Origin of the sequence: Oryzihumus leptocrescens, from assembly GCF_006716205.1 — a bacterium.
Classification (GTDB): Bacteria; Actinomycetota; Actinomycetes; order Actinomycetales; family Dermatophilaceae; genus Oryzihumus; species Oryzihumus leptocrescens.
The window spans coordinates 2,697,469-2,722,003 of sequence record NZ_VFOQ01000001.1 but is presented as its reverse complement, the minus strand read 5'-3'; the positions used below and the strand labels follow the sequence as shown (position 1 = coordinate 2,722,003).

The 24,535-nt window shown below is 72.3% G+C and carries 25 protein-coding genes; 22 read left to right on the top strand and 3 right to left on the bottom strand.

Annotated features, from left to right (window positions below):
- Window positions 1-180: 180 nt before the first annotated feature.
- The 12 genes from FB474_RS12740 (at window position 181) to FB474_RS12685 (ending at window position 14,872) form a co-directional block, all read left to right on the top strand.
- Window positions 181-1,566 carry an ammonium transporter gene (locus tag FB474_RS12740; protein ID WP_141788991.1) on the top strand — a complete coding sequence of 462 codons (1,386 nt, stop codon included), beginning with the start codon at window positions 181-183 and terminating at the stop codon, window positions 1,564-1,566.
- Window positions 1,563-1,901, top strand: coding sequence for a P-II family nitrogen regulator (locus FB474_RS12735; RefSeq protein WP_141788990.1), 339 nt, complete (start codon window positions 1,563-1,565; stop codon window positions 1,899-1,901). The genes FB474_RS12740 and FB474_RS12735 overlap by 4 nt, the downstream gene beginning before the upstream one ends.
- 15 nt (window positions 1,902-1,916) lie before the next feature.
- Complete coding sequence (locus FB474_RS12730; protein ID WP_141788989.1) at window positions 1,917-4,289, top strand: [protein-PII] uridylyltransferase; 2,373 nt, start codon at window positions 1,917-1,919, stop codon at window positions 4,287-4,289.
- A gap of 9 nt (window positions 4,290-4,298) precedes the next feature.
- On the top strand, window positions 4,299-5,924 hold the full coding sequence (ffh, locus tag FB474_RS12725) for a signal recognition particle protein (protein WP_141788988.1): 1,626 nt from the start codon (window positions 4,299-4,301) through the stop codon (window positions 5,922-5,924).
- A 156-nt stretch (window positions 5,925-6,080) separates the two neighbouring features.
- Entirely contained in the window at window positions 6,081-7,349 is a 1,269-nt protein-coding gene (locus FB474_RS12720) for a serine hydrolase domain-containing protein (RefSeq protein WP_141788987.1), read from the top strand.
- A 73-nt stretch (window positions 7,350-7,422) separates the two neighbouring features.
- Complete coding sequence (locus tag FB474_RS12715; protein WP_141788986.1) at window positions 7,423-8,382, top strand: S1C family serine protease; 960 nt, start codon at window positions 7,423-7,425, stop codon at window positions 8,380-8,382.
- Between the two features lie 74 nt (window positions 8,383-8,456).
- Window positions 8,457-9,179: a flavodoxin family protein gene (locus tag FB474_RS12710; RefSeq protein WP_141788985.1), complete on the top strand. Its 723-nt coding sequence runs from the start codon at window positions 8,457-8,459 to the stop codon at window positions 9,177-9,179.
- A 45-nt stretch (window positions 9,180-9,224) separates the two neighbouring features.
- Window positions 9,225-10,313 carry an amidohydrolase family protein gene (locus FB474_RS12705; RefSeq protein WP_141788984.1) on the top strand — a complete coding sequence of 363 codons (1,089 nt, stop codon included), beginning with the start codon at window positions 9,225-9,227 and terminating at the stop codon, window positions 10,311-10,313.
- Window positions 10,300-11,460 carry a GNAT family N-acetyltransferase gene (locus FB474_RS20995; protein WP_221632526.1) on the top strand — a complete coding sequence of 387 codons (1,161 nt, stop codon included), beginning with the start codon at window positions 10,300-10,302 and terminating at the stop codon, window positions 11,458-11,460. The genes FB474_RS12705 and FB474_RS20995 overlap by 14 nt, the downstream gene beginning before the upstream one ends.
- 721 nt (window positions 11,461-12,181) lie before the next feature.
- A complete protein-coding gene (locus FB474_RS12695; RefSeq protein ID WP_141788983.1) occupies window positions 12,182-13,222 on the top strand; it encodes an ABC transporter substrate-binding protein in 1,041 nt (346 codons plus the stop codon).
- Window positions 13,219-14,016, top strand: a complete 798-nt coding sequence (locus tag FB474_RS12690) for an ABC transporter ATP-binding protein (protein WP_141788982.1) — start codon at window positions 13,219-13,221, stop codon at window positions 14,014-14,016. The genes FB474_RS12695 and FB474_RS12690 overlap by 4 nt, the downstream gene beginning before the upstream one ends.
- Window positions 14,006-14,872, top strand: a complete 867-nt coding sequence (locus tag FB474_RS12685) for an ABC transporter permease (RefSeq protein ID WP_141788981.1) — start codon at window positions 14,006-14,008, stop codon at window positions 14,870-14,872. Before FB474_RS12690 ends, FB474_RS12685 begins: the two co-directional genes overlap by 11 nt.
- 16 nt (window positions 14,873-14,888) lie before the next feature.
- Here the strand turns inward: FB474_RS12685 and FB474_RS12680 are convergent, their stop codons facing one another.
- Window positions 14,889-15,527, bottom strand: coding sequence for a hypothetical protein (locus FB474_RS12680; protein ID WP_141788980.1), 639 nt, complete (start codon window positions 15,525-15,527; stop codon window positions 14,889-14,891).
- Window positions 15,528-15,588: 61 nt separating this feature from the next.
- On the opposite strand from FB474_RS12680, the gene FB474_RS12675 reads away from it, so the two are divergent.
- The 3 genes from FB474_RS12675 to FB474_RS12665 all read left to right on the top strand — a co-directional run bounded on the left by FB474_RS12675 (window position 15,589) and on the right by FB474_RS12665 (window position 16,932).
- Entirely contained in the window at window positions 15,589-16,044 is a 456-nt protein-coding gene (locus FB474_RS12675) for an RrF2 family transcriptional regulator (protein ID WP_141788979.1), read from the top strand.
- Between the two features lie 169 nt (window positions 16,045-16,213).
- Complete coding sequence (gene rpsP / locus FB474_RS12670) at window positions 16,214-16,687, top strand: 30S ribosomal protein S16 (RefSeq protein ID WP_141788978.1); 474 nt, start codon at window positions 16,214-16,216, stop codon at window positions 16,685-16,687.
- Window positions 16,688-16,689: 2 nt separating this feature from the next.
- Window positions 16,690-16,932: an RNA-binding protein gene (locus FB474_RS12665; RefSeq protein WP_141788977.1), complete on the top strand. Its 243-nt coding sequence runs from the start codon at window positions 16,690-16,692 to the stop codon at window positions 16,930-16,932.
- A gap of 104 nt (window positions 16,933-17,036) precedes the next feature.
- Here the strand turns inward: FB474_RS12665 and FB474_RS12660 are convergent, their stop codons facing one another.
- Both FB474_RS12660 and FB474_RS12655 read right to left on the bottom strand, forming a co-directional pair.
- Window positions 17,037-19,202 carry an alpha-amylase family glycosyl hydrolase gene (locus FB474_RS12660; protein ID WP_141788976.1) on the bottom strand — a complete coding sequence of 722 codons (2,166 nt, stop codon included), beginning with the start codon at window positions 19,200-19,202 and terminating at the stop codon, window positions 17,037-17,039.
- Window positions 19,199-19,669, bottom strand: a complete 471-nt coding sequence (locus tag FB474_RS12655) for a MarR family winged helix-turn-helix transcriptional regulator (protein ID WP_141788975.1) — start codon at window positions 19,667-19,669, stop codon at window positions 19,199-19,201. Before FB474_RS12655 ends, FB474_RS12660 begins: the two co-directional genes overlap by 4 nt.
- Window positions 19,670-19,837: 168 nt before the next feature.
- Here FB474_RS12655 and rimM point away from each other — a divergent pair, with 168 nt between their 5' ends.
- From rimM to FB474_RS12620, 7 genes are all read left to right on the top strand, one after another.
- The gene (rimM, locus tag FB474_RS12650) at window positions 19,838-20,350 is read left to right on the top strand and encodes a ribosome maturation factor RimM (protein WP_141788974.1); all 513 of its coding nucleotides are present in this window, start codon (window positions 19,838-19,840) and stop codon (window positions 20,348-20,350) included.
- Between the two features lies 1 nt (window position 20,351).
- Window positions 20,352-21,146 carry a tRNA (guanosine(37)-N1)-methyltransferase TrmD gene (trmD, locus tag FB474_RS12645; protein WP_141788973.1) on the top strand — a complete coding sequence of 265 codons (795 nt, stop codon included), beginning with the start codon at window positions 20,352-20,354 and terminating at the stop codon, window positions 21,144-21,146.
- Window positions 21,147-21,310: 164 nt separating this feature from the next.
- The gene (gene rplS / locus FB474_RS12640) at window positions 21,311-21,670 is read left to right on the top strand and encodes a 50S ribosomal protein L19 (protein ID WP_141788972.1); all 360 of its coding nucleotides are present in this window, start codon (window positions 21,311-21,313) and stop codon (window positions 21,668-21,670) included.
- A 68-nt stretch (window positions 21,671-21,738) separates the two neighbouring features.
- Entirely contained in the window at window positions 21,739-22,467 is a 729-nt protein-coding gene (gene lepB / locus FB474_RS12635) for a signal peptidase I (protein ID WP_141788971.1), read from the top strand.
- A 2-nt stretch (window positions 22,468-22,469) separates the two neighbouring features.
- On the top strand, window positions 22,470-23,438 hold the full coding sequence (gene lepB, locus FB474_RS12630; RefSeq protein ID WP_342778124.1) for a signal peptidase I: 969 nt from the start codon (window positions 22,470-22,472) through the stop codon (window positions 23,436-23,438).
- On the top strand, window positions 23,438-24,208 hold the full coding sequence (locus tag FB474_RS12625; RefSeq protein WP_141788970.1) for a ribonuclease HII: 771 nt from the start codon (window positions 23,438-23,440) through the stop codon (window positions 24,206-24,208). The genes lepB (FB474_RS12630) and FB474_RS12625 overlap by 1 nt, the downstream gene beginning before the upstream one ends.
- Window positions 24,205-24,528 carry a DUF2469 domain-containing protein gene (locus FB474_RS12620; protein WP_141788969.1) on the top strand — a complete coding sequence of 108 codons (324 nt, stop codon included), beginning with the start codon at window positions 24,205-24,207 and terminating at the stop codon, window positions 24,526-24,528. The genes FB474_RS12625 and FB474_RS12620 overlap by 4 nt, the downstream gene beginning before the upstream one ends.
- Window positions 24,529-24,535: the final 7 nt, after the last annotated feature.

Sequence of the window (24,535 nt, the reverse complement as noted above, 5' to 3'; positions counted from 1 at the left end):
TTCGTCCCACCGCGCACAGGAGCGTTCCTGTGTCGGCGGGGACGAACCTGCGCGAGGCGGTCGGGGCGCCCTGAGGGCCCCGTCGGCGTTCACCTGATGCTTACCTGCACGAGGGATCGCTAACACGGCTGTAACACAAGACCGCATCCGGTGAAACGGGCGCTGTCCATCCTCATCGGCATGACAATCGACAGCGGCGACACCGCCTGGGTTCTCGCCAGTGCCGCGCTGGTACTGCTGATGACCCCCGGTCTCGCGTTCTTCTACGGTGGCATGGTCAGGGCCAAGAGCGTCCTGAACATGATGATGATGAGCTTCGGGGCCATGGCGTCGGTCGGCGTCGTCTGGGTCCTCTGGGGCTACAGCGAGGCGTTCGGCAACTCGTGGAACGGCCTCATCGGCAACCCCTTCCAGCACTTCGGGCTGAGCAACCTGCTCAGCAAGGACTCGATCTTCGGCTACGTCGCTGCGTCCAACGGGGCGCCGGCCCACGGCGGCATCCCGGCACTGGCCTTCGTCGCCTTCCAGGCCGTCTTCGCGATCATCACGGTGGCGCTGATCAGCGGTGCCATCGCGGACCGCACCAAGTTCTCCACGTGGATGGTCTTCACCGTGGTCTGGGCGACCATCGTCTACTTCCCGGTCGCGCACTGGGTGTTCGCCTTCGACGGCTACGCGGCCGACAAGGGCGGCTGGATCGCCAACCAGCTCAAGGCGATCGACTTCGCCGGCGGCACCGCGGTCCACATCAACGCCGGCGCCGCGGGCCTGGCGCTCGCGCTCGTGATCGGCAGGCGGGTCGGCTTCCGCAAGGAGCCGATGCGCCCGCACAACCTCACCCTGGTGATGCTCGGCGCCGGCCTGCTGTGGTTCGGCTGGTTCGGCTTCAACGCCGGCTCGGCGCTCGGCGCCAACAACACCGCCGCCGTGACCTGGGTCAACACCATGGTCGCCACGGCCGCTGCCGCCATCGGCTGGCTGGCCACCGAGCGCTACCGCGACGGGCACGCCACGTCCCTGGGCGCCGCCTCCGGCATCGTCGCCGGCCTGGTCGCCATCACCCCGTCCTGTTCCGCGGTCACCCCGGTCGGCGCCATCGCGATCGGCGTCATCGCCGGTGTCGTCTGCGCCCTGGCCGTGGGCCTGAAGTTCCGCTTCGGCTTCGACGACAGCCTCGACGTCGTGGGCGTCCACCTCGTCGGCGGCATCGTCGGCACCCTCGCGATCGGCTTCTTCGCCTCCGCCTCGGCCCCCGCCGGGGTCGACGGACTCTTCTACGGTGGCGGCGTCGACCAGCTGTGGCGCCAGGCCGTCGGCGCCTTCGCCGTCCTCGCCTTCTCCTTCGTGCTGACCTACGCCATCGGCACCGTCCTGGCCAAGGTGCTCGGCTTCCGCGTCGAGCGCGACGCCGAGGTGGCGGGCATCGACCTCGACCAGCACGCTGAGACGTCGTACGACCTCGGCACCCTCAGTGGCGGCTCCCGCTTCGGCGGCTCGCCGCCGCCCGCGGGCACCCCGGCCGCCACGCCCCAGCCCGCCACGACCACGCAGGGAGCACCGGTATGAAGCTCGTCACCGCCATCATCAAGCCACACAAGCTCGAGGAGGTGAAGGAGGCGCTCGAGGCCTTCGGGATCGCCGGTATGACGGTCAGCGAGGCCAGCGGCTACGGCCGCCAGCGCGGCCACAGCGAGGTCTACCGCGGCGCCGAGTACACCGTGGACTTCGTGCCCAAGGTGCGCGTGGAGGTCCTCGTCGACGACGTGGACGCCACCGGGGTCGTCGAGGCCATCCTCAAGTCCGCCCAGACCGGCCGCATCGGCGACGGCAAGATCTGGACCGTTCCCGTCGAGGACGTCGCACGCGTCCGCACCGGCGAGCGCGGCCCGGACGCGCTGTAGGTCATGGGTCGGGACATGGACCTGGCCGCACAGCGGCTCGACCTGGCCGGCACCCGGAGCTTCGGTGCTCCGGGTGCCGGTCGGCGCCGCCGCACCGCCCTGGCCGACTTCGCCCGCGACCAGCTCCAGGGCATCTGGGCCGAGGCGACCAAGGGGGGCCGCTTCGAGGGCGTGGCGCTGGCCAGCGTGGGCAGCCTCGCCCGCGGCGACGGCGGCCCGCTCAGCGACTACGACCTGGTGCTGCTGCACTACGGGCGCTCGCTGTCCGAGGGGGACGTGACCGAGCTGGCCGACCGCGTCTGGTACCCCATCTGGGACGGCGGCGCCAAGCTCGACCACAGCGTCCGCACCGTCAACCAGTGCCGACAGGTGGCCGCCGCCGACCTGTCCGCGGCGGTGGGCCTGCTCGACCTGACCTGGGTCGCCGGGGACCGCGAGGTCGTCCAGGCGGCCAGCGCCACCCTGGCGCACGACTGGCGGGCCAATGCGCGCCGCCGGCTGCCCGAGCTGGTCGAGTCCCTGGAGACCCGCCACCGGCGCCACGGCGACCTCGCCCACGTCATCGAGCCGGACCTGAAGGAGGCGCGCGGGGGCCTGCGCGACATGACCGTGCTGCGTGCGCTGACCGCCGCCTGGCTGGCGGACCGCCCGCACGGGGCGGTCGACACGGCATACGAGCACCTGCTCGACGTGCGCGACGCGCTGCACGTGGTCACCGGCCGCGGCCGGGACCGCCTGACCCGCGAGGACCACGACGCGGTCGCCGCGCTGCTGGGGGAGCCCGACGCCGACGCGATGCTCACCGAGGTGGCCACCTCCGCGCGGACCATCGCCTTCGCGCTCGACGCGACGGTACGCCGCGCGGGACAGTCCCAGCGCGCCCGCACCCTGCGCATCGGGCCGCGCCGCCCGCAGCTGAACCCGCTGGGCTACGGACTGTTCGAGCACGACGGCGAGCTCGTCCTCGGCCCGAGCGTCGACCCGGCCCGCGACCCGCTGCTGGCGCTGCGCGCCGCGGTGCTGGCCGCCCGCAACAACCTGCCCATCTCCCCGGCCACCCTGGCCAACCTCGCCGAGCACAGCGCGCCGCTGTCCGAGCCGTGGTCGGTGCTGGCCCGCTCGCTCTTCGCCGACCTGCTCGCCGCCGGACCGGGGCTGATCCCGGTGTGGGAGGGGCTGGACCTGGCCGGCGTGGTCGAGCGCTGGATCCCGGAGTGGGCCGACGTGCGCAGCCGCCCGCAGCGCAACCCGGTCCACCGGCACACCGTCGACCGGCACCTGGTCGAGACCGTGGTGCAGGCCAAGCCGCTGCTGCGTGACGTCGAGCGCCCCGACCTGCTGCTGCTGGCCGCGCTGCTGCACGACATCGGCAAGGTGGCCGGCGCCCACGACCACTCGACCGTCGGCGCCCCGGTCGCCGCCCGGGTCGCCGCCCGGATGGGGCTGCCTCAGCGGGAGGTCGACCTGGTCACCTTGCTGGTGCGCGAGCACCTCACCCTGATCGACCTCGCCACGAGGCGGGACCCGCAGGACCCGCAGACCGTGGCCGCGGTCGTCGACGCCGTCGGCGGCGAGCGCGCGGTGCTGGAGCTGCTGCGGGCGCTCACCGAGGCCGACGCCTGCGCCGCGGGACCGGCCGCCTGGACCGACTGGAGGGCTCAGTTGCTCGACCGCCTGACCGGGGGAGTGCGCGCCGCACTGGGTGACGAGACCGCCCGGCCCGTTCCCGACGAGCTCGACGGGCCGCTGTCCCCGGAGGTCATCACCTCCGTGGTGGCCGGCGAACCACACGTGGAGGTCACCAGCGTCGGCGGGGTGCACCGCCTCGACGTCTACGACCGGGACCGGCTGGGGCTGTTCGCCGACACGGCCGGCCTGCTCGCCTCGCACGGCCTGGTGGTGCGGACGGCGGTGGTGCGCACGCTCGACGGCATCGCCGCCAACGAGTGGCACGTGGAGTCACCCGGCGGGGACGTGCCCGACGGCGTCGTGCTGGCGCGCGGGCTGTTCCGCCTGGCCCGCGGTGACCGTGCGCCGCTGATGGCGCTGGAGCGCCGCCGCGCGCCGCGCCCGACGGCCAGCGCCCACGCCAGCTCCGGCTCGCCGGGCCAGACGCGGGCGATGGTGGTGCCGCAGGCCTCGCTGGACGCCACGGTCATCGAGGTGCGCGCGCAGGACCGCCCCGGCCTGCTGCACGACGTCGGGCTGGCGCTGGCCAAGGCCGGCCTGAGCGTGCGCAGCGCGCACATCGCCACCTACGCCGGGCAGACGCTGGACACGTTCTACCTGACCGAGTTCGCCGGTCGGGCCCTCCCGCCGGCCCGTGTGGCGCAGGCGGTGTCGGTCCTGATCGACGCGTGCGACGGGACAGGTGCGCAGGGAAGATAACCTTGCCCGGTGTTCACCAGTCTGTCTGACCGCCTGACCGCGACCTTCAAGAACCTCCGCGGCAAGGGCCGCCTGTCCGAGAGCGACGTCAACGCGACGATCCGTGACATCCGGATGGCCCTGCTCGACGCCGACGTGGCGCTGCCCGTCGTCAAGGAGTTCACCCACGCGGTGCGCGAGCGCGCCCTCGGTGCGGAGGTCAGCGGCGCCCTCAACCCGGCGCAGCAGGTCGTCAAGATCGTCAACGACGAGCTCGTCGCGATCCTCGGCGGGCAGACCCGGCGGATCCAGTTCGCCAAGAACCCGCCGACGGTCATCATGCTCGCCGGCCTCCAGGGCTCGGGCAAGACCACGTTCGCCGGCAAGCTGGCCAAGTGGCTCAAGGACCAGGGCCACACCCCGATGCTCGTGGCCGCCGACCTGCAGCGCCCCAACGCGGTCACCCAGCTGCAGGTCGTCGGCGAGCGGGCCGGCGTGCCGGTGTTCGCCCCCGAGCGGGGCAACGTCGCCGGCTACGACGCCGCCGTCGAGTCCGGCGAGGGCACCCGCTCCTACGGCGACCCGGTCACGGTGTCCCGCCAGGGCATCGACGAGGCCCGCGCGCGCCAGCACGACGTGGTCATCGTCGACACCGCCGGCCGCCTCGCGATCGACGAGGCGCTGATGCAGCAGGCCGCCGACATCCGCGCGGCGATCAGCCCCGACGAGGTCCTGTTCGTCATCGACGCGATGATCGGCCAGGCGGCGGTGGAGACCGCCCAGGCGTTCGCCGAGGGCGTCGACTTCACCGGTGTCGTGCTCGGCAAGCTCGACGGCGACGCCCGGGGTGGTGCCGCGCTGTCGGTCGCCAAGGTCACCGGCCGGCCGATCATGTTCGCCTCGGTCGGTGAGCAGACCAAGGACATCGAGGTCTTCCACCCCGACCGCATGGCCTCGCGCATCCTCGACATGGGTGACGTGCTCACCCTGATCGAGCAGGCCGAGAAGGCCTTCGACCAGCGCCAGGCGCAGGAGATGACGCGGAAGTTCCTCGAGGAGGAGGACTTCACCTTCGACGACTTCCTGCAGCAGATGTCCGCGATCAAGAAGATGGGCTCGCTCAAGCAGATGCTCGGCATGATGCCGGGCATGGGCCAGATGCGCGCGCAGCTCGACTCCCTCGACGAGCGCGAGTTCGACCGGGTCGAGGCCATGGTGCGCTCGATGACCCCGTTCGAGCGCACCCACCCCAAGCAGATCAACGGCTCCCGTCGCGCCCGGATCGCCCGCGGCTCGGGCGTCTCGGTCTCCGAGGTCAACCAGCTGCTCGAGCGCTTCACCCAGGCGCAGAAGATGATGCGCAGCCTGCGCCGCGGCGGCGGGGTTCCCGGCATGCCGGGCATGCCGGGGATGCCGGGCATGGGCGGTGGCAAGAAGGCCGCCAAGGGCCAGCAGCGCAAGAAGGGCAAGAGCGGCAACCCGGCCAAGCGCGCCGCGGAGGAGAAGGCGGCGGCCGAGAAGGCCGCCAACGCCCGGATCAACGCCGCCAACCAGGCCTTCGGTATGCCGGGTGGCCAGGACGACGGCCAGCCGGCCGCGACGGACCCGGCCAACGTCGAGCTGCCCAAGGGCTTCGAGAAGTTCCTCGGCCGCTGACCCGGTCAGCGGCCACCGACGACCCGGCCCGCGCCACGGCGCGGGCCGGGTCACGTCTTTGGGGTGATTGACGCCTCCTCGCGCGTCGACACAGGGTGGTGGGAGCGCCGGGTCGCGGACGCTGCCCGGCGGAGCCCAGTGGCGTTGGAGCCGGTCATGGGACGTCGAACCACCCTCCTGTCCAGCCGGACACACCTGACCCGGGCCGCCCTCACCCCGCTGCTCGCGCTCGGGATCCTGGTCGCACCGGCAGCCATCACCGGCGCCGCTCCCGCAGCGCCGTCGCGGGCGACCGTCACCGCCTCCTGTGACCGGTCCTGCCTCGCCGGTGAGCTCCGGGCCGACGTCGAGGGCTACCTGCGCGCGCACGGCGTGGACGAGCACGCCTCGGCGGCGGCGCTGAGCGTGAGCCTCCGCGGCCAGCGGCAGAGCATCGACGTGGCCGCCGGGACCACCAGGTTCGGCGGGTCCGGAGCCGTGGACAGCGACAGCGTCTGGCAGATCGGCAGCAACACCAAGGCGTTCACGTCGGTGCTGCTGCTCCAGCTCGAGGCCGAGCACCGCCTGTCGATCAACGACACGCTGGGCCGGTGGCTGCCGCAGTACCCGCAGTGGCGTGACGTCACGATCCAGCGGTTGCTGAACATGACCAGCGGTATCCCGAACTACTCCGACCAGGACCCGATGCTGGCCGCCTACGCGGCGCACCCGCACCGGTACTTCTCCGCGCCCGACCTCGTCTCGTTCGCCGTCGGGGCACCCGCGACCACCGGCTACCACTACTCCAACACCAACTACGTCCTCGCCGAGATGGTCATCGAGAAGGTCACCGGGCGCAGCTACCAGCACGAGCTGCGCGCCCGGGTCATCGAGCCCCTCGGCCTGGACGAGCTGTGGTACCGGCCCGACGTCTACCCGCGGTCGGTCACGAAGCGCGAACCGGCCGGGTACTACTTCAACGACCAGCCGCCGGTCCTGCTGGGCCTGAAGGGACGTGACGTCAGCCGCGACTCCCTGTCCTGGGCACGCGGCGCCGGAGGGATCATCAGCACGACGCGCGACATGATCCGGTGGGAGCGGGCGATGTACGGCGCTCGTCTCCTGCCCGCCAGGCAGCAGGCCGAGCTGCTGAGCCTGGTCTCGACCAGGACCGGCAAGCCCATCGCGACCACGTCGTCCTCGGACCCCGGTGGCTTCGGTCTCGGGGTCGCGCAGGCCACCTTCCCCGGCTTCGGCACCGTCTGGTTCTACGAGGGCGAGACGCTCGGGTTCCGGACGCTCCACGTCTGGTTCCCGGGCTCGGGCCTCCTCCTGGCGATGGGTGTCAACAGCGCACCGACCCATGACCACATCCAGGACCTGGCGATCGCGGCATACAAGACGCTCGCCGCGCACGGCCTCGTCGCGCCGGCTGCCGCGTCCTGACCGCGCGCACCGTGCGGAACAGCCGGGGCACGCCCGCCGTTTGCACCTGTAACGGTGTAAGCAGGAGTGCGCGATGGACGTCTTCGAGAACCGGTCCGAGCAGGAGGCGCTGGACGCCTACTCGCAGGTCGTCACCGGGGTGGCCGACCGGCTCATCCCGCGGGTGGCCAGCATCCGGGTGCGCCGCCGGGTCCGTGGCGGGGAGGCCGAGGCCGGCGGCTCGGCGGTGGTGCTCACCGCTGACGGGCACCTGCTGACCAACGCCCACGTCGTCGACGGTGCGACGTCGGGGACCGCCGAGTTCGCCAGCGGTGTCACCGTGCGCGTCCACGTGGTCGGCTCCGACCCGCTGTCCGACCTGGCCGTGCTGCGTGCCGAGGGGGAGGTGCCGGACCCGCCCGAGTTCGGCAGCGCCGAGCGGCTGCGGGTGGGCACCCTCGTCGTGGCCGTCGGCAACCCGCTCGGCCTGGCCGGCAGCGTGACCGCCGGGGTGGTCAGCGCCCTGGGCCGCTCGCTGCCCACCCGGTCCGGCACCGCCAGCCGGATCGTGGAGGACGTCATCCAGACCGACGCGGCGCTCAACCCCGGCAGCTCCGGCGGTGCCCTCGCCGACGCCCGCGCCCGGGTGGTCGGCATCAACACGGCCGTGGCCGGCATCGGCGTCGGCCTGGCCGTGCCGGTCAACGCGACGAGCTGGCGGATCATCGAGGCCCTGCGCACCGACGGACGGGTGCGCCGCGCCTACCTCGGGCTGGTCACCACCCCCGCCCCGCTGCCGCCGCGGTTCGCCGACGCCACCGGCCAGCGCACCGCCCTGCGCGTGGTCGAGGTCGTCACCGGGAGCCCGGCCGAGCGGGCGGGGCTGCGCCGGGGCGACCTGCTCCTGGCCGTCGACGGCCAGCCCCTGCGCGACGCCCAGTCGCTGCAACGGCTGCTGTTCGCCGAGGCGGTCGGCCGCCGCACCGAGCTCACCGCAGTGCGCGGAGAGGCGCTGGTCGACGTCGTGGCCGTGCCCGCCCCGCTGGAGGGCTGACCGCGCGAGACGACCACCCGGCATACGGCAGGAGGCGGTCGCCCGCGCCCGGTGACGGGCGTACCGTCCGGCCCATGAGCCAGGACGGACACCGCGACTGGGACTTCAGCGGCCTGCGGGCGCTGTACGTCAACTGCACCCTCAAGCGCTCGCCGGAGCTGTCGCACACCCAGGGGCTGGTGGACCGCAGCGCGGCGATCATGCGGCAGCACGGCGTGGAGGTCGACCAGATCCGGGCGGTCGACCACGACATCGCGACCGGCGTCTACCCCGACATGACCGAGCACGGCTGGGCCACCGACGAGTGGCCGCAGCTGTGGCCGCGGGTGCTGGCCGCGCACATCCTCGTCGTGGCCGGGCCGATCTGGCTGGGGGACAACTCCAGCGTCACCAAGCGGGTGATCGAGCGGCTCTACGCCCAGTCCAGCCAGCTCAACGAGCAGGGGCAGTACGCCTTCTACGGCCGGGTCGGCGGTGCGCTGATCACCGGCAACGAGGACGGGGTCAAGCACTGCACGAGCAACATCATCTACAGCCTGCAGCACCTCGGCTACGTCATCCCGCCACAGGCCGACGCCGGCTGGATCGGCGAGGTCGGGCCCGGCCCGTCCTACCTCGACCCGGGCTCCGGCGGACCGCAGAACGACTTCACCAACCGCAACACGACGTTCATGACGTGGAACCTCATGCACCTGGCGAAGATGATCACCGACGCCGGCGGCATCCCCGCGTGGGGCAACCAGCGCGCGGCGTGGGAGCACGGGCAGCGCTTCGACTTCAACCCCGAGTACCGCTGACCGCCCGCTGCGCACGGCCCCGTGCGGCTGGGTAGGGTCGCGACCATGAGCGCGCCGGTGCTGCACGTCAGGGGACAGGTCCTCGTCGGCCCCGAGGAGGTGCGCGACGAGGTGTGGGTGGTCGACGGCCGTCTGTCGTATGTCGCGCCGCAGGCGGGCACGGACGTCCAGACCGTCTCGGGCTGGGTCCTGCCGGGCCTGGTCGACGCCCACTGCCACGTCGGGCTCGACGCCCACGGCGCCGTCGACGAGGCCACGAGCGAGGCGCAGGCGCTCGCCGACCGGGAGGCCGGCACGCTGCTGATCCGCGACGCCGGGTCACCGGCGGACACCCGCTGGATCGACGAGCGCGAGGACCTGCCCCGGGTCATCCGCGCCGGCAGGCACATCGCCCGGACCCGGCGCTACATCCGCAACTACGCCCACGAGATCGAGCCCGAGGACCTGGCCGCCTACGTCCGGCAGGAGGCCCGCCGCGGGGACGGCTGGGTCAAGCTGGTCGGCGACTGGATCGACCGCGAGTCCGGCGACCTCGCCCCGTGCTGGCCACGGGAGGCCCTGACCGCCGCCATCGCGGCCGCCCACGAGGAAGGGGCCCGGGTCACCGCGCACTGCTTCGGCGAGGAGTCGCTGCGCGACTTCGCGGCCGCCGGCACCGACTGCATCGAGCACGCCACGGGCCTGGAGCCGGACACCATCGACGCCTTCGCCGCGCAGGGCATCGCCATCGTGCCGACCCTGGTCAACATCGACACCTTCCCCGCCATCGCGGCCTCGGCCGAGGAGAAGTTCCCGCTCTACGCCAAGCACCTGCGCGACCTGCACGCCCGTCGCTACGAGACCGTCGCCGCCGCGCACGACGCCGGCATCCCGATCTACCTGGGCACCGACGCCGGCGGGTCGCTGCCGCACGGCCTGGTGGCCGCCGAGGCCGCCGAGCTGGTGCGGGCGGGACTCCCGGCGGAGCGGGCCCTGGAGGCGGCGACCTGGGGTGCGCGCCGCTGGCTCGGCCGGCCGGGGCTGGAGGAGGGCGCCGGGGCCGACCTGGTCGTCTACGCCGCCGACCCGCGTGAGGACATCGGCGTGCTGGCCCACCCGACCCACGTCGTGCTGCGAGGCCATGTTGTCGCGTGAGGGCCACGGCCTGCCCGAGCTGCACGCGGTCGGGGAACGGGTGTGGGTCAGCCCGGTGCGCCGCGAGGACCTCGACCCCTATCGGCGCGCGGTGGAGCGCTCGCGGGACCGCCTGTCCCGGTGGAACCCGGTCAACCCCGAGGACCTGGCCACCCACCTCGGCGCCCAGTCCCGCGGTCACCGCACGTTCGTCATCCGGGCCCGCCAGCAAGAAGGCGACCACGACGTCGTCGGCAAGGTCAACGTCACCAACGTCGTCCACGGCCGGTTCCTGTCCGCAGCCATGGGCTATGACGCCTACGACCCGTATGCCGGCCGCGGCCTCTTCGCCGAGGGCATGCGGCTGGTCGTCGGGCTGGCCTTCGCCGCCGAGCCGCACGGGATGGGGCTGCACCGCCTCGAGGCGAGCGTCCAGCCGGGCAACGTCGTCTCGGCCGGCCTGCTGCGCTCGGTCGGCTTCCGGCACGAGGGCTACACGCCGCGGATGCTGTGGCTGGCCGACGGCTCGGGTCGGGAGGCCTGGCGCGACCACGACCGCTACGCGATGACCGCCGAGGAGTGGCCGGCCCGGCCCTACGCCCAGCAGCAGCGTCGGCGCCTGGTGGTCCTCGTGGGCGGGGTGCCCGGGTCGGGCAAGACGACGCTCGCGCGGGCCCTCGCCGAAGAGCTCGGGGTGCCGTTGCTGTCGAAGGACATCGTCAAGGAGGCCGTGGCCGACGCGCTGCCGGACGACGTGGTCACGGCGCACGGCGCGGGTCAGTCCGCCCTCGGGGCCGGTGCCAGCACCGCCCTGTGGCGCCTGCTGGCCAGCTCGCCGGTGGGTGGGGTGGTGGAGAACTGGTTCTGGCCGCACGACGAGCGCCACGTCCGCGCGGGGCTCGCCGAGGCCGGGGTCGACCCGGCTGCCGTGCCCGAGGTGTGGTGTGACGTGCCGCTCGAGCTGGCGCGCCAGCGGTTCGAGGCCAGGGCAGGGGAGCGACACGCCGTCCACGGGCCACAGTCCGGACTCGGGTCGTGGTGGGAGAGCGTGGCCGAGGCCGCCCGGCCGCTGGGGGTGGGGCCGGTGCACCGGGTCGACACCTCGGCGCCGGTCAGCGCCGGGCAGGTGGCCCGGCTGGCGCTCGCGGTCCGCGCCGCCACCCCGTAGCCCACGACCTCCGCAGCCCGGAGGTGCCGGCCTCGGCTCCCGGACACCGGCCCCGGCCCTCGGGATGAGGTTGGTGTCCGCGAAGCGAGGTGCGATCAGGCGCGCGGACGTCGACCGCGCGTGTGCCCGCCGACCGCGCGTGTGCCCGCCGACCGCGCGTGTGACCGCCGACCCCGCGGGTGACCGCCGACCCCGCGGGTGACCGCCGACCCCCGATGCGCGTGGCCGACCCGCCGGGCGCGCGCAGGGTCCACCGACCATGAGTGGGGTCGGCGGGCAGGACCAGGGCCGGACGCTGCCGACGTCGGCTCCCGCGCACCGGCCTCGGCCCTGGGGGTGAGGTCGGGGTCCGGCCGGCGAGGTCCGAGGCGGTGAGGGCGGGCGCCGGCACCCTTGGGGTCGCCCGCCCTTCCCAGCATCCGAGAAGTAACGCGACGTTATTTGACTGATAACTCCGCGCTATCCAAACTCCTACCCATGGCGTAGGAGAGTCGCGTCCTGCCGCACCCAGCGGCGACCGGGCGCGGCATACCGCGGAGTTTCTGGCCGCGACCTCCGTCCCTTGCCGGGCAACGGCGCTCGGCAAAAGGGGTGAGGCAGGATCCGCGCTTCGTCGAGTCCGTGAACGCCGTGCCGACCGCACAGTCGTATCCACAAGACCTACTAGGTGCATAGGAGAAGTCGGGTGGCCGCACCCGGCTCGTGCAGGCAGGAGAACCGCATGTCCCGTCCCCTGGGCCGCGTCGCCCTCGCGCTCGGTGCGCTCGCCTCCGCCCTCTCGATGGCCGCCTGCGGGGGGAGCTCGTCCGCGAGTGACACCCCCGTCGCCTCCGTCAAGCTGGGCTACTTCCCGAACCTGACCCACGCCACGGCGATCGTCGCCGACAAGGAGGGCTTCTTCGCCAAGGAGCTCGGCAGGACCAAGCTCGAGGTCAAGACCTTCAACGCCGGCCCGGCCGCGATGGAGGCGCTGAAGTCCGGCGCCATCGACGCCACCTACGTCGGGCCCGGCCCGGCGACCAACGCCTACATCAACACGGGCGGCCAGGCCGTGACCATCGTCGCCGGCGCGGCCTCGGGTGGTGCCTCGCTGGTCGTCGACAAGTCGATCAAGACGGCCACCGACCTCAAGGGCAAGAAGATCAGCTCGCCGCAGCTGGGCAACACGCAGGACATCGCCTTGCGCTACTGGCTCAAGGGCCAGGGCCTGAGCACCGACCTCCAGGGTGGCGGCGACGTCAACATCGCCCCGCAGGACAACTCCCAGACCCTGGATGCGTTCAAGCAGCACCTCATCGCCGGCGCGTGGGTCCCCGAGCCCTACGCCACCCGGATGGTGCAGGCCGGCGGCAAGGTCCTCGTCGACGAGCGGACCCTGTGGCCCAACCAGAAGTTCGCCACGACGGTCCTCGCCGTGCGCACCGACTTCCTCAAGGCGCACCCCGGCACCGTCCGGGCGCTGCTGGCCGGCGACCTCGACGCCGCGGACTTCATCGCCAAGGACCCGACCAAGAGCCAGCAGGACGTCGCCGACGTCATCGCCAAGGTGTCCGGCAAGCCGCTGAAGCAGTCGGTCATCACCGCGGCCTGGCCGCAGCTGACCTTCACCGTCGACCCGGTGGCCTCCTCGATCCTCACCGGGGCGCAGAACGCCTACGACGTGGGCGTGCTGAAGAAGAAGCCCGAGCTGGGCACCCTGATCGACCTCAAGCTCCTCAACGCGCTGCTCAAGGAGCGCGGCAAGCCGGCGGTGGCGTCATGACAGCGGCCGTCACGACCGCTGCCGCCAGGGGGGAGGACGGCGTGGCGACCAGCACCCGCCACGCCGTCACCCTCCGGGGGGTCACCAAGCGGTATGCCGGGGAGCACGGCGTCCTCGCCCTCGACGGGATCGACCTGCAGGTGCACCCCGGGGAGTTCGTCTGCCTCGTCGGCGCCTCCGGCTGCGGCAAGTCCACGCTGCTCAACCTGGTCAGCGGACTCGACGACGTCTCCTCCGGGGAGGTCGGGGTCGACGGCCACGCCGCCCTGATGTTCCAGGAGTCGGCCCTGTTCCCGTGGCTCTCGGCGCTGGACAACGTCGCGACACCGTTGCGGCTCAAGGGAGTCGGGCGCAAGGACCGCGAGGCCCGCGCCCGGGAGTACCTCGACGTGGTGCACCTCGGCGACTTCGCCGACCGGCGCCCGCACGAGCTCTCCGGCGGCATGCGCCAGCGCGTCGCGCTGGCCCGGACCCTGGCCACCCAGGCCCCGGTGCTGCTCATGGACGAGCCGTTCGGGGCGCTCGACGCCATGACCCGCGACCTGCTGCACGACGAGCTCGAGTCGATCTGGCGCGAGCGCTCGCTCAGCGTCCTGTTCGTCACCCACAACGTCCGCGAGGCCGTGCGCCTCGGAGACCGCGTGGTGCTGCTGTCCAGCCGGCCCGGTCGGATCGTCAAGGAGTACCCCGTCGACATCACCCGTCCCCGCCGGATCGAGGACAGTGCCGTGTCGACGCTCTCGGGCGAGATCACCCATGCGCTGCGCGAGGAGGTGGCCCGCCATGGCGCTTGAGGTCACCGAACGGCTCCCGGGCCGCGACAACACCGAGCTGCGCGGCCTGGACGCGCTCGACCTCGGTGGCTCGCACCAGCGCAGCCGCCGGGTCTGGCAGGCGGCCTGGCCCAAGCTCGCCGCCATCGTGCTGGCCCTCGGCGCCTGGCAGGCCGTCGTGCTCAGCGGCTGGAAGCCGAGCTACCTGCTGCCCGGTCCGCTCCCGGTGTTCCGCGAGCTCGGACACCAGGTCACCACCGGGGACTTCTGGAAGGCCGTCTCGATCACCATGACGCGCGGCCTCGTCGGCTTCGCGATCGCCGCCGTGATCGGCCTCGTGCTCGGTGTCGTGGTCTCGCGCTCGCGGGTGCTGCGTGCGGCGATCGGGTCGCTCATCACCGGGCTGCAGACCATGCCCTCGATCGCGTGGTTCCCGCTGGCGATCCTGCTGTTCCAGCTCTCCGAGCAGGCGATCCTGTTCGTCATCCTCATCGGCGCGGTGCCCTCGATCGCCAACGGCGTCATCGGGGGAGTGGACTACGTGCCCCCGCTGCTGCTTCGGGCCGGGCGCAACATCGGTGCCAGCGGGCTGTCCCTCTACCGTCACGTGGTGCTGCCGGCGGCTCTGCCGAGCATCGTCTCCGGCCTGAAGCAGGGCTGGGCCTTCGCCTGGCGCTCGCTGCTGGCCGGCGAGCTGCTGGTCTCGATCGCCAACCGCCCGAGCCTGGGGGTCTTCCTCACCCAGAGCCGCGAGCTCGGCGACACGACGTACATGATCGCGCTGATGATCGCCATCCTCGCGATCGGCATCGCCGTCGACGCGGTCTTCGCCTCGGTCGACACCGGCCTGCGCCGACGCCGCGGGGTCACTGCCTGAGCCTCACCCCCGCCGCTCATCCACCGCCGGACAGGTACCAGTCCGGGCTTCCCGGCTCGCCCGGGCCGGACCGACCCTGGGGCGGCTCGGGCATCGGCCAGAGCTCGACCGCCCGCCGGGCGGCCTCGACCGCGTCCGTCGCGTCGACCTCGACGCTCGTCTCCGGTATGCCTCGGGCCTGCCACTCGCACCAGAAGGTCAGGGCACCGACGGGAGGCAGGGGCCACATCCAGCAGAAGTGGCGGTAGACCAGGGCGCCGCCACCTCCCTCGTGCGAGACCAGGTCGAACCCGTCAGGAGGGTGTGGCCCCGGTGCCGGTACGGGCCCGAGCCCACCGCCGGCGTACGCACGCCGCCCGTCGGCGACCTCCAGGCCGAGGCGCAGTCCCTGCGCTGAGCCAGTGCGCGGGCGCCAGTGCACGTCGTCCCGGTCCCCTTCACTGCCCGGGCGGAGCAGCGTCGTCACGGTGAAGGTCAGCCCCTGCGGGTAGGCGGCGGCGTGGGTGAGGGCCACGGCCGTGTCGGTGCCGCGGGCCAACAGGACCGACCAGGGCACGGCACCGGGGACCCAGTTGGGCGGTGCCGCACCCGGTCCGCTCCCGTAGCTCCTCGGGGGCGGCGGATCCGGCTCGCGCAGCGGCGGGAAGAACGACATGCCTCGATGCTGCACCCGCCCCGTCCCGCGCGCCGGGCTTCGGGTGGGACAGAATCAGCGCGTGGACATCTCCGCCAAGACCGACTACGCGATCCGGGCGCTGCTCGCGCTGGCCGAGCGCCCCGGCGGCCCCGTGTCGGTCGAGGTGCTGGCCTCCGCCCAGACGCTGCCGAAGAAGTTCCTCGAGGCGATCCTGTCCGACCTGCGCCGGGCCGGCATCGTGACCAGCCAGCGCGGTGCCTCCGGCGGCTACACCCTGGCCCGGCCGGCCGCCGAGATCACCCTCGGCGAGGTGTTCCGGGTCGTGGACGGGCCGCTCGCGGAGGTGCGCGGCCTGCGGCCGCACGAGACGGCATACGAGGGGGTGGCCAAGCACCTGCCCGTGGTCTGGGTGGCCGTGCGCGCCAGCCTGCGCCGCGTCCTGGACGAGACCAGCCTGGAGCAGCTGCGCACCGGCGCGCTGCCCGAGCAAGTGCGCGAGCTGGCCACCGACCCGGGGGCGTGGCAGAACCGCTGACCGCTCGTGGTCGGGCTCCCCGCCCGCGTCTGGCAGAATGGTCGGCTGTACCCGTCCAGCCACCACCCTCTCGGCTGGCTGGAACGCCTACACACCGAGCGTCGGCTCCCCGCGTGTTCCCCACCCGGTCTCGCCGTGCTCACAACCAGAAACAGGAGACACCACAACCGTGGCCGTCAAGATTCGTCTGAAGCGCATGGGCAAGATCCGTGCACCGTTCTACCGCGTCGTCGTCATGGACTCCCGCGCCAAGCGCGATGGTCGTGCGATCGAGGAGATCGGCAAGTACCACCCCACCGAGGAGCCCTCGCTCATCGAGATCGACTCCGAGCGGGCCCAGCACTGGCTCTCCGTCGGCGCCCAGCCGACCGAGCAGGTCGAGAAGCTGCTGAAGATCACCGGCGACTGGCAGAAGTTCAAGGGTGAGCCGGGCGCCGAGGGCACCCTCAAGGTCAAGGAGGCCAAGCCCTCCAAGAAGGACCTCTACGAGGCCGCCATCGCCGCTGCCGGCAAGGCCGAGGAGAGCGGCTCCGCCGCCACCACGCCGAAGAAGAAGGCCGCCAAGAAGGCTGACGAGGCGCCCGCCGAGGTCCCCGCCGCCGAGGAGGCCGCTGCCGACGAGACCGCGAAGGCCGAGGCCTGACCGTGCTCGAGGAGGCGCTCGAGCACCTCGTCAAGGGCATCGTCGACCACGAGGACGAGGTCGCCGTCCGGCGCAAGGAGCTGCGCCGCGGTGAGGTCCTCGAGGTCCGCGTCCACCCGGACGACCTCGGCCGCGTGATCGGTCGGTCCGGCCGCACCGCCAGCGCCCTGCGCACCGTCATGGGTGCGCTCGCCGGTGGCCAGCCGGTCCGCGTCGACATCGTCGACACCGACCGTCAGCGCTGACGCGCCCCGGTCGCGTCCCCGGACGCGACCTGCACGAACCGCAACGGCGGGGTATGCCGTGGACTCACGTCCGCGGCATACCCCGCCGTTCGTCGTGTCCGGGGTCAGTACTGCCAGGCGACCGTGGTCGCGCTGGTGCCGGAGCACGGCGCGGTGTCGGTGTGGTTGGCGCCGTTCTCCCAGGTGGCCGTGCCGTCGGCGGCGATCTTGAGGAACTTGTACTGGAACGTCGTGCACGCGGGGACGCTGGCGACGCCGAACCAGTTCGGGTAGTTGGGCGTCAGGAGCGGGCCGACGGCGGTGTTGCGGTCGGTCGACCAGCTGCCGAGCTCGGGGATGCTGCCGCTGATGTAGATGTTGTCCCCGGGGTTGGTCGGCGTGGCGTTGGTGACCGTGAACGTCACCGGTACCTGCGCCCCGGAGAGCACCTTGAGCGCGTAGCCGTTGCTGGTGCCGCCGCTCGTGGTCACCGTGACCTGCTGGATCCCCGCCGGGGTGCCTGACGGCACCGTTGCGGTGACCCGGTTGGCGCCCCAGCTGGAGACCGACGCCGTCACCCCGCCGACCTTGAGCGTGCCCGAGGTGCCGAACCCGCGGCCCTCGACGGTGATCGTGTTGCCGGCCCGGGTGAGCGTGGGCGCGGCGCTGCCGATCGTGGGGGAGGAGGGCTCGGGCCCCTTGTACGACCACACCGCGACCTGGCCGCCGCCGAGGGTGAAGGAGGTCACCGGGTTGTTGCCGCCGGTGCCGCTGCCGACGGTGATCGACTGCCCGCCCAGCAGGCCGCCGAGCTGGTCGGTGTAGCTGCCCGCGGGCAGGGCGGTGTTGAGCCCGGCGATCGGGTAGGCCGCGCCGGACTTGTTGATCGCGACGAGCACGGTGTCGTTGTTGAACCGGCGCTCGTAGACGTAGACGTCGTTGTTGATCCACCGCTGCTGGTGGGTGCCCCAGGCCAGCGCCGGCTGGTTCTGGCGCAGCGCGGACAGCTTCTGGATCTCCTTGAACGCCGTGGTCGTCTCGCCGAACCCCGGCATCTGAGGCCGGTTCCACGGGTCCCCGCCGCCGCTGGTGTCGTTGTGCAGGTACTGCTCGGTGCCGTAGTAGAGGCACGGCGTGCCGCGGACGGTGAGCATGAACGCCAGCGCGTCGTGCAGCGCGGTCGTGTCGTTCTTCAGGGTCAGGAACCGGGACATGTCGTGGTTGTCCAGGAAGGTGACCAGGTTCTCCTTGTAGGTGTAGTCCGTCCCCGTCCTGGCGATCGCCGCGTCGAGGTTGGACATCGGGGCGCCGGAGCCGAACGTCTCGCGCATGGCGATGTTGAGGTAGAAGTCCAGCACCGAGATGCCGCTGTCGTTGGCGAAGCGGACGTTGTCGGCATACAGCGGGTCGGTCTTGGACCCGAGGTACCACTCGCCGTAGAGGAAGGCGTCCTTGCTCGCCAGGACGTTGTCGGCGAAGGAGCGCTGCCACCCGCTGGACATGTGCTTCACGGCGTCCATGCGGATGCCGTCGACCCCGCGGCTCATCCAGTAGTTCGCGTCGGTCTTGAGGAGGGAGTTGACCGTGCCGTTCTGCTGGTCGAGGTCGGCGAGGTCGGCGAGGTTCTTGTACTGCACCTCGTAGCGGTCGTCGTAGTTGCTGATGCCGCCGTTGTGGTGGAAGTAGCCACTCGTGTCGTTGACCGCGGTGCCCTTGAGCACGCCGTCGTCGTAGAGCGCCCCGCCCTCGGCGAAGGAGGGGTTGGCCGGGTCGGCCGGGCTGGTGTGGTTGGGCGCCCAGTCCATGATCACCTTGATGCCCATGGAGTGGGCCGCGCTGATGAGCGAGTCGAACTCGGCGAGGGTGCCGAAGTGCTCCTCGGGGCGCTTGAAGTCGCGGGTCCAGTAGCCGTGGTAGCCGGCGTTGGGGACGCCGTTGTAGACGGCCGGCTTGTCGATGTTGTCCACGTGCGGGGACATCCAGATCGCGGTGACGCCGAGGTCCTTGAGGTACTGCAGGTGCTGCTGGATGCCGGCGAAGTCCCCGCCCCAGTAGAGCTTCCAGTTCGTCTTCGTGGCGTCGTACATCCCCGGGCTCTTGGCCGGGTCGTCGTTGCTGGTGTTGCCGTCGGCGAACCGGTCGGTCACCACCTGGTAGCACAGGTCCTGCTTGAGGCTGGCGCGGTTGGTGACCGGGGCGTCGGCGTGCGCGGTCGGGAGGAGGGCCGGGGTGGCCAGCAGGCCGCAGGTGACGGCCAGCACGCCGAGGTGGCGGCGGGCGAAGGCGCTCACGGGTGGTTCTCCAGGTCCTTGCCGAGGACGTCGGCGACGGTCTGGGTCAGGTCGTGCAGGGCCGAGCACTCCTGCTCGCTCAGGCCGCTGAACCGGCGGTGGTTGGCCTTGTCCAGGGCCCGCTCGGCGATGCCGAGGCGGCGCCGGCCCTCCTCGGTGAGGGAGACCAGGACGACCCGCAGGTCGGACTCGTCGCCGCGGGTGCAGACCAGGCCGTGCTCGACCAGTCGGCGCACCAGGCGGGTCGCGTTGCCCCGCGTGCACAGCAGCACCTCCGCGAGGCGGCTGATGGTCAGGGCGTCGGAGGGGGAGGCCGCGAGGTGGCGCAGCAGGGTGTACTGCGTCGGGCTCACCCCCGCCCCGCGCAGGGCCCGACGGTCTCCGTCGTCGAGCAGGACGTAGATGCGTTGCAGCTGTTCGTGCAGGGCCCTGCTCGAGCTCTCGACCATCCCGGGTGCCTCCGCCATTGGTGACTGGTCAACGAAAGTGGGCCGACGCTAGGGACGCGCCGACGGCGCGGTCAACGGGGCATACGCGATCTTGACCAAGCCCTTCCCGGTCCCTGACCACCTCCCCGGGCATCCCCGCCGGTATGCCGTCCGGCCGGGTCCGCCGGACCTGAGAGGATCTGCGCCATGGACGTCGTGGTGGCACGTATCGGCAAGGCGCACGGGCTGCGCGGAGAGGTGACCGTGGAGGTGCGCACGGACGCGCCGCAGGAGCGGTTCGTCGTGGGCAGGTCGTTCACCACCGACCCGGCACAGGCCGGCCCGCTGCGCCTGCGCAGCGTCCGAGACCACAACGGCATCACCCTGCTCGGCTTCGAGGAGGCGACTGACCGCACGGCCGCCGAAGCGCTGCGCGGGACGCTGCTCGTCGCCGACGTCGAGGAGGACGAGGACGACGAGAACGCGTGGTACGAGAAGGACCTCGTCGGGCTGCGCGTCCTGACCGTCGCCGGCGAGGAGGTCGGCGAGGTCGCCGGCGTCGACAGCCGGCCCGCGCAGGACCTGCTCGTCGTGCGGCTCGCGAGCGGACGCGAGGCGCTGGTGCCGTTCGTCGAGGCCCTGGTGCCCGAGGTCGACGTCGAGGGCGGCCGGGTCGTCATCGACCCGCCGGCCGGGCTGCTCGAGCTGGACGAGGGCTGACATGCGCCTGGACGTCGTCTCGATCTTCCCCGACTACCTGGCGCCGCTGGACCTGTCGCTGATCGGCAAGGCCCGCCGGGAGGGACTGGTCGACCTGCACGTGCACGACCTGCGCGACTTCACCCACGACCGGCACCGCACGGTCGACGACACGCCGTACGGCGGCGGCGCCGGCATGGTCATGCGGCCCGAGCCGTGGGGCGAGGCGCTGGACCACGTCGTCGCCGCCGGGGCCGCGGCGGTCGGCGGGGGAGTGCCGCACCTGGTCGTGCCGGGCCCCGGCGGCCGGCCGTTCACCCAGGAGCTGGCCCGCGAGCTCGCGCAGCAGCCCTGGCTCGCCTTCGCCTGCGGGCGCTACGAGGGCATCGACGAGCGCGTCTACGACGAGGCGCGCGAGCACATGCCGGTCAGCGTGCTGTCCCTCGGCGACTACGTCCTCAACGGCGGCGAGGTCGCCGTGCTGGCCATGGTCGAGGCGATCGCCCGCCTCATCCCCGGCGTGATCGGCAACGCCGAGTCCCTCGTCGAGGAGTCGCACGAGGACGGCCTGCTGGAGTACCCCGTCTACACCAAGCCCCCGGTGTGGCGCGGGCGCGGCATACCGGAGGTGCTGCTGTCCGGGCACCACGGCCAGATCGCGCGCTGGCGCCGTGACGAGCGGCTGCGGCGCACCGCGCAGCGGCGCCCGGACATGCTCGCCGCGCTCGACCCCGCCGCCCTGGACGAGCGGGATCGGGCCGTGCTCACCGAGGCCGCCGGCGGATTTCAGTCCGGGCCGTCCGCTGTGGCAGACTGACTCCTCGCGTCCTGCACCGATTCGCGCCCCTGCCACAGGGGGAGTGCTGCGATCCACGGCTCGCGGGAGCACCCATACGAGATGACGCTGGGCCGGGCGATGCCCCTGCTCCAGCACCTGACGCGCTCGGTGACCTGTGGCACCGGCGGGAAAGCGAACTGATCATGCACCAGCTCGACGCCATCGACCAGACGAGCCTCCGCGACGACGTCCCGGCCTTCCGCGCCGGTGACACCCTCAAGGTCCACGTCAAGGTCGTCGAGGGCAACCGCTCGCGTGTCCAGGTCTTCCAGGGTGTCGTCATCCGCCGCCACGGCCGCGGCGTCGGCGAGACCTTCACCGTCCGCAAGGTCAGCTTCGGTGTCGGCGTGGAGCGCACCTTCCCGGTGCACACCCCGATCATCGACAAGATCGAGGTCATGACCCGCGGTGACGTCCGTCGCGCCAAGCTGTACTACCTGCGCGACCTGCGCGGCAAGGCCGCCAAGATCAAGGAGAAGCGCGAGACGACCCCGGCCCGCTGAGGCCAGGTCGACATCGACTGCTCCGCCGGCGCGTGCCTTCACAGGCTCGCAGACTAGGCTCGGGACCGATGAACCCCGGACCGCCCACGGCACCTGCCGACACGACGACGACCCCCGCTGGGCGGGAGGTCGCGCCACGTCACGCCACGCGACTGCGCTGGCTGGTCGTGGTCGTCGTCGCGCTGCTGGTGACGCTGGTGGTCCGGGGTTTTCTCGTCCAGTCGTTCTACGTGCCGTCCGCCTCGATGCAGCCCACGCTGCAGCCCGGTGACCGGATCATGGTGACCAGGCTGGGGACCGTGCACCGGGGGGACGTCGTCGTGTTCGACGGCAGCACCACGTTCGCCGCCGGCGGCTCCACCGGGCCGGCGCCGACCGGCCTGGTCACCAAGGTCGTGAGCGGCGCGGCCTCGCTGCTGTCGGTCCAGACGCACGAGAGCGACTACGTCAAGCGGGTCGTCGGCGTCGCCGGCGACCACGTCGTCTGCTGTGACGCCCAGGGGGCCCTGCGCGTCAACGGGGTGGCCGTGCACGAGCCCTACCTCTACCCCGGTGACAAGCCCAGTGACCTGACCTTCGACGTCACCGTCCCGGCGGGGCACATCTGGGTCATGGGTGACCACCGCAGCGACTCGGCAGACTCACGCGCCCACCTGGGCGACCCCGGAGGAGGAATGGTGCGGCTGGATGACGTGATCGGGCGAGCGGCGCTCGTGTACTGGCCCCTGGGCCGGACGGCGACGCTGAGCTCGCCCGGCGAGCTCGCCGGCATCCCGGCTGCCCAGGGCCAGCGGTGAACGTGACAGGGAACCCTCGCCCCGACCTGCCCGAGGACGTCCAGGAGCCCATGCCCCACGGTCCGCCCGGAGGCACACCCGTCGACCGCTCCGGGCAGGTGCCGGCCGACGCGCCCGCACCGGACGCGCCCGCGGCTGACGTGCCGGCGGCCGGAGTGCCGGCGGCCGGAGTGCCGGCAGGCGCGGCCCACGACGACCTGGAGCACGACGACGAGCTCGAGCACGAGGAGACCGTCTACGAGATCGGCCCCGGTGACCGGCGGCAGGGTCCCGGACGCGCCGTGCTCTCCGCGGTCAAGGAGGCCGCGATCGTCGTCGGCATGGCCCTGGTCCTGTCCCTGGTGGTCAAGACCTGGCTGATGCAGGCGTTCTACATCCCCTCCGGGTCGATGGAGAACACCCTCGTCAACGGCGACCGCGTCATCGTCAGCAAGCTCACGCCGGGGCCGTTCGCCCTCCAGCGCGGCGACGTCGTCGTCTTCGAGGACCCGGCCAACTGGCTCGGCGAGCCGGTGCCGGTGCAGCGCGGGCCGGTCGGTGCCGCCGTCCACAACACCCTGACCTTCGTGGGCCTGCTGCCCACCGACGAGGGCAACCACCTCATCAAGCGGGTCATCGGGCTGCCCGGCGACCACGTGGTGTGCTGCGACGACCAGCACCGGATCACCGTCAACGGCGCGCCGCTGAACGAGCCCTACATCAAGCCGGGCGACGAGCCGAGCCGGCAGGAGTTCGACATCACCGTGCCCGCCGGACGGGTGTGGGTGATGGGCGACCACCGCTCCGACTCCTCCGACTCCCGGTTCCACGACAACGGCGACGGCGGCAAGACCGGGTCGGTGCCCGAGTCCAAGATCGTCGGGCGGGCCCTGTCCGTGGTCTGGCCCGTCGCAGACTGGTCCTGGCTGAGCCGGCCCACGGCCACGTTCGCCAAGGTGCCGCCGCCGCAGACCACCGCCTCGGGGCACTGATGGCCGGGGCGACCGCGAGCCGGAAGCCCTCACTGCGGGTCGAGCGCGAGCTGCAACGGCAGGGCCACCGCGTCCTGGCCGGCATGGACGAGGTCGGCCGGGGTGCGCTGGCCGGACCGGTCAGCGTGGGCGTCGTCGTCATCGACGAGACCTGTCGCACCGCGCCGCAGGGCGTCAAGGACTCCAAGCTGCTCAGCCACCTGGCCCGCGAGCGGATGGTGCCCAAGATCGAGCGCTGGGCCCGGGCCCATGCCGTGGGGCACGCCTCCCCGGAGGAGATCGACGCCATCGGCATCATGGCCGCGCTGCGGCTGGCCGGGACCCGGGCGCTGGCCGCCCTGCCCGTGACCCCCGACCTCGTCATCCTCGACGGCAACCACGACTGGCTCACCGACCCCGAGCGCGTCGGCCTGCTCGGCCTGCTCGACGACGGGACCGGTCCCGCCACCCCGCCGGTGACCACGATGGTCAAGGCGGACATGAAGTGCTCGTCGGTGGCCGCGGCCAGCGTGCTGGCCAAGGTCGAGCGTGACGCGATCATGGTGCAGCTCGCTGCCGGGTCCCCGGCATACAGCTGGGAGCTCAACAAGGGCTACTCCGCACCCGAGCACCTCGCCGCGCTGGAGCAGCACGGTCCCTGCGAGCACCACCGGCGGTCCTGGCGGCTGCCCGGCGTGGTGCCGGCGCAGACGGGCCCCGAGGCGGCCCCCGTGGGGGATGATGAGGGCAGCAGCACCCCGCCGGAGACCGTGGAGATGAGCGTCGTATGAGTGCCGAGGACCTCGAGAAGTACGAGACCGAGATGGAGCTGCAGCTCTACCGGGAGTACCGCGACGTCGTCGGCCTCTTCTCCCACGTGGTGGAGACCGAGCGCCGGTTCTACCTCGCCAACTCCGTCGACGTGAAGGTGTGCAACGACGGCGGCGACGTCTACTTCGACGTGACCATGGCCGATGCCTGGGTGTGGGACGTCTACCGCCCGGCGCGGTTCGTCAAGAACGTGCGCGTCGTGACGTTCAAGGACGTCAACGTCGAGGAGCTGGCCAAGAGCGACCTCGAGCTGCCCAAGGAGGGCGGCTTCTCCGGCTGAGCCCGGC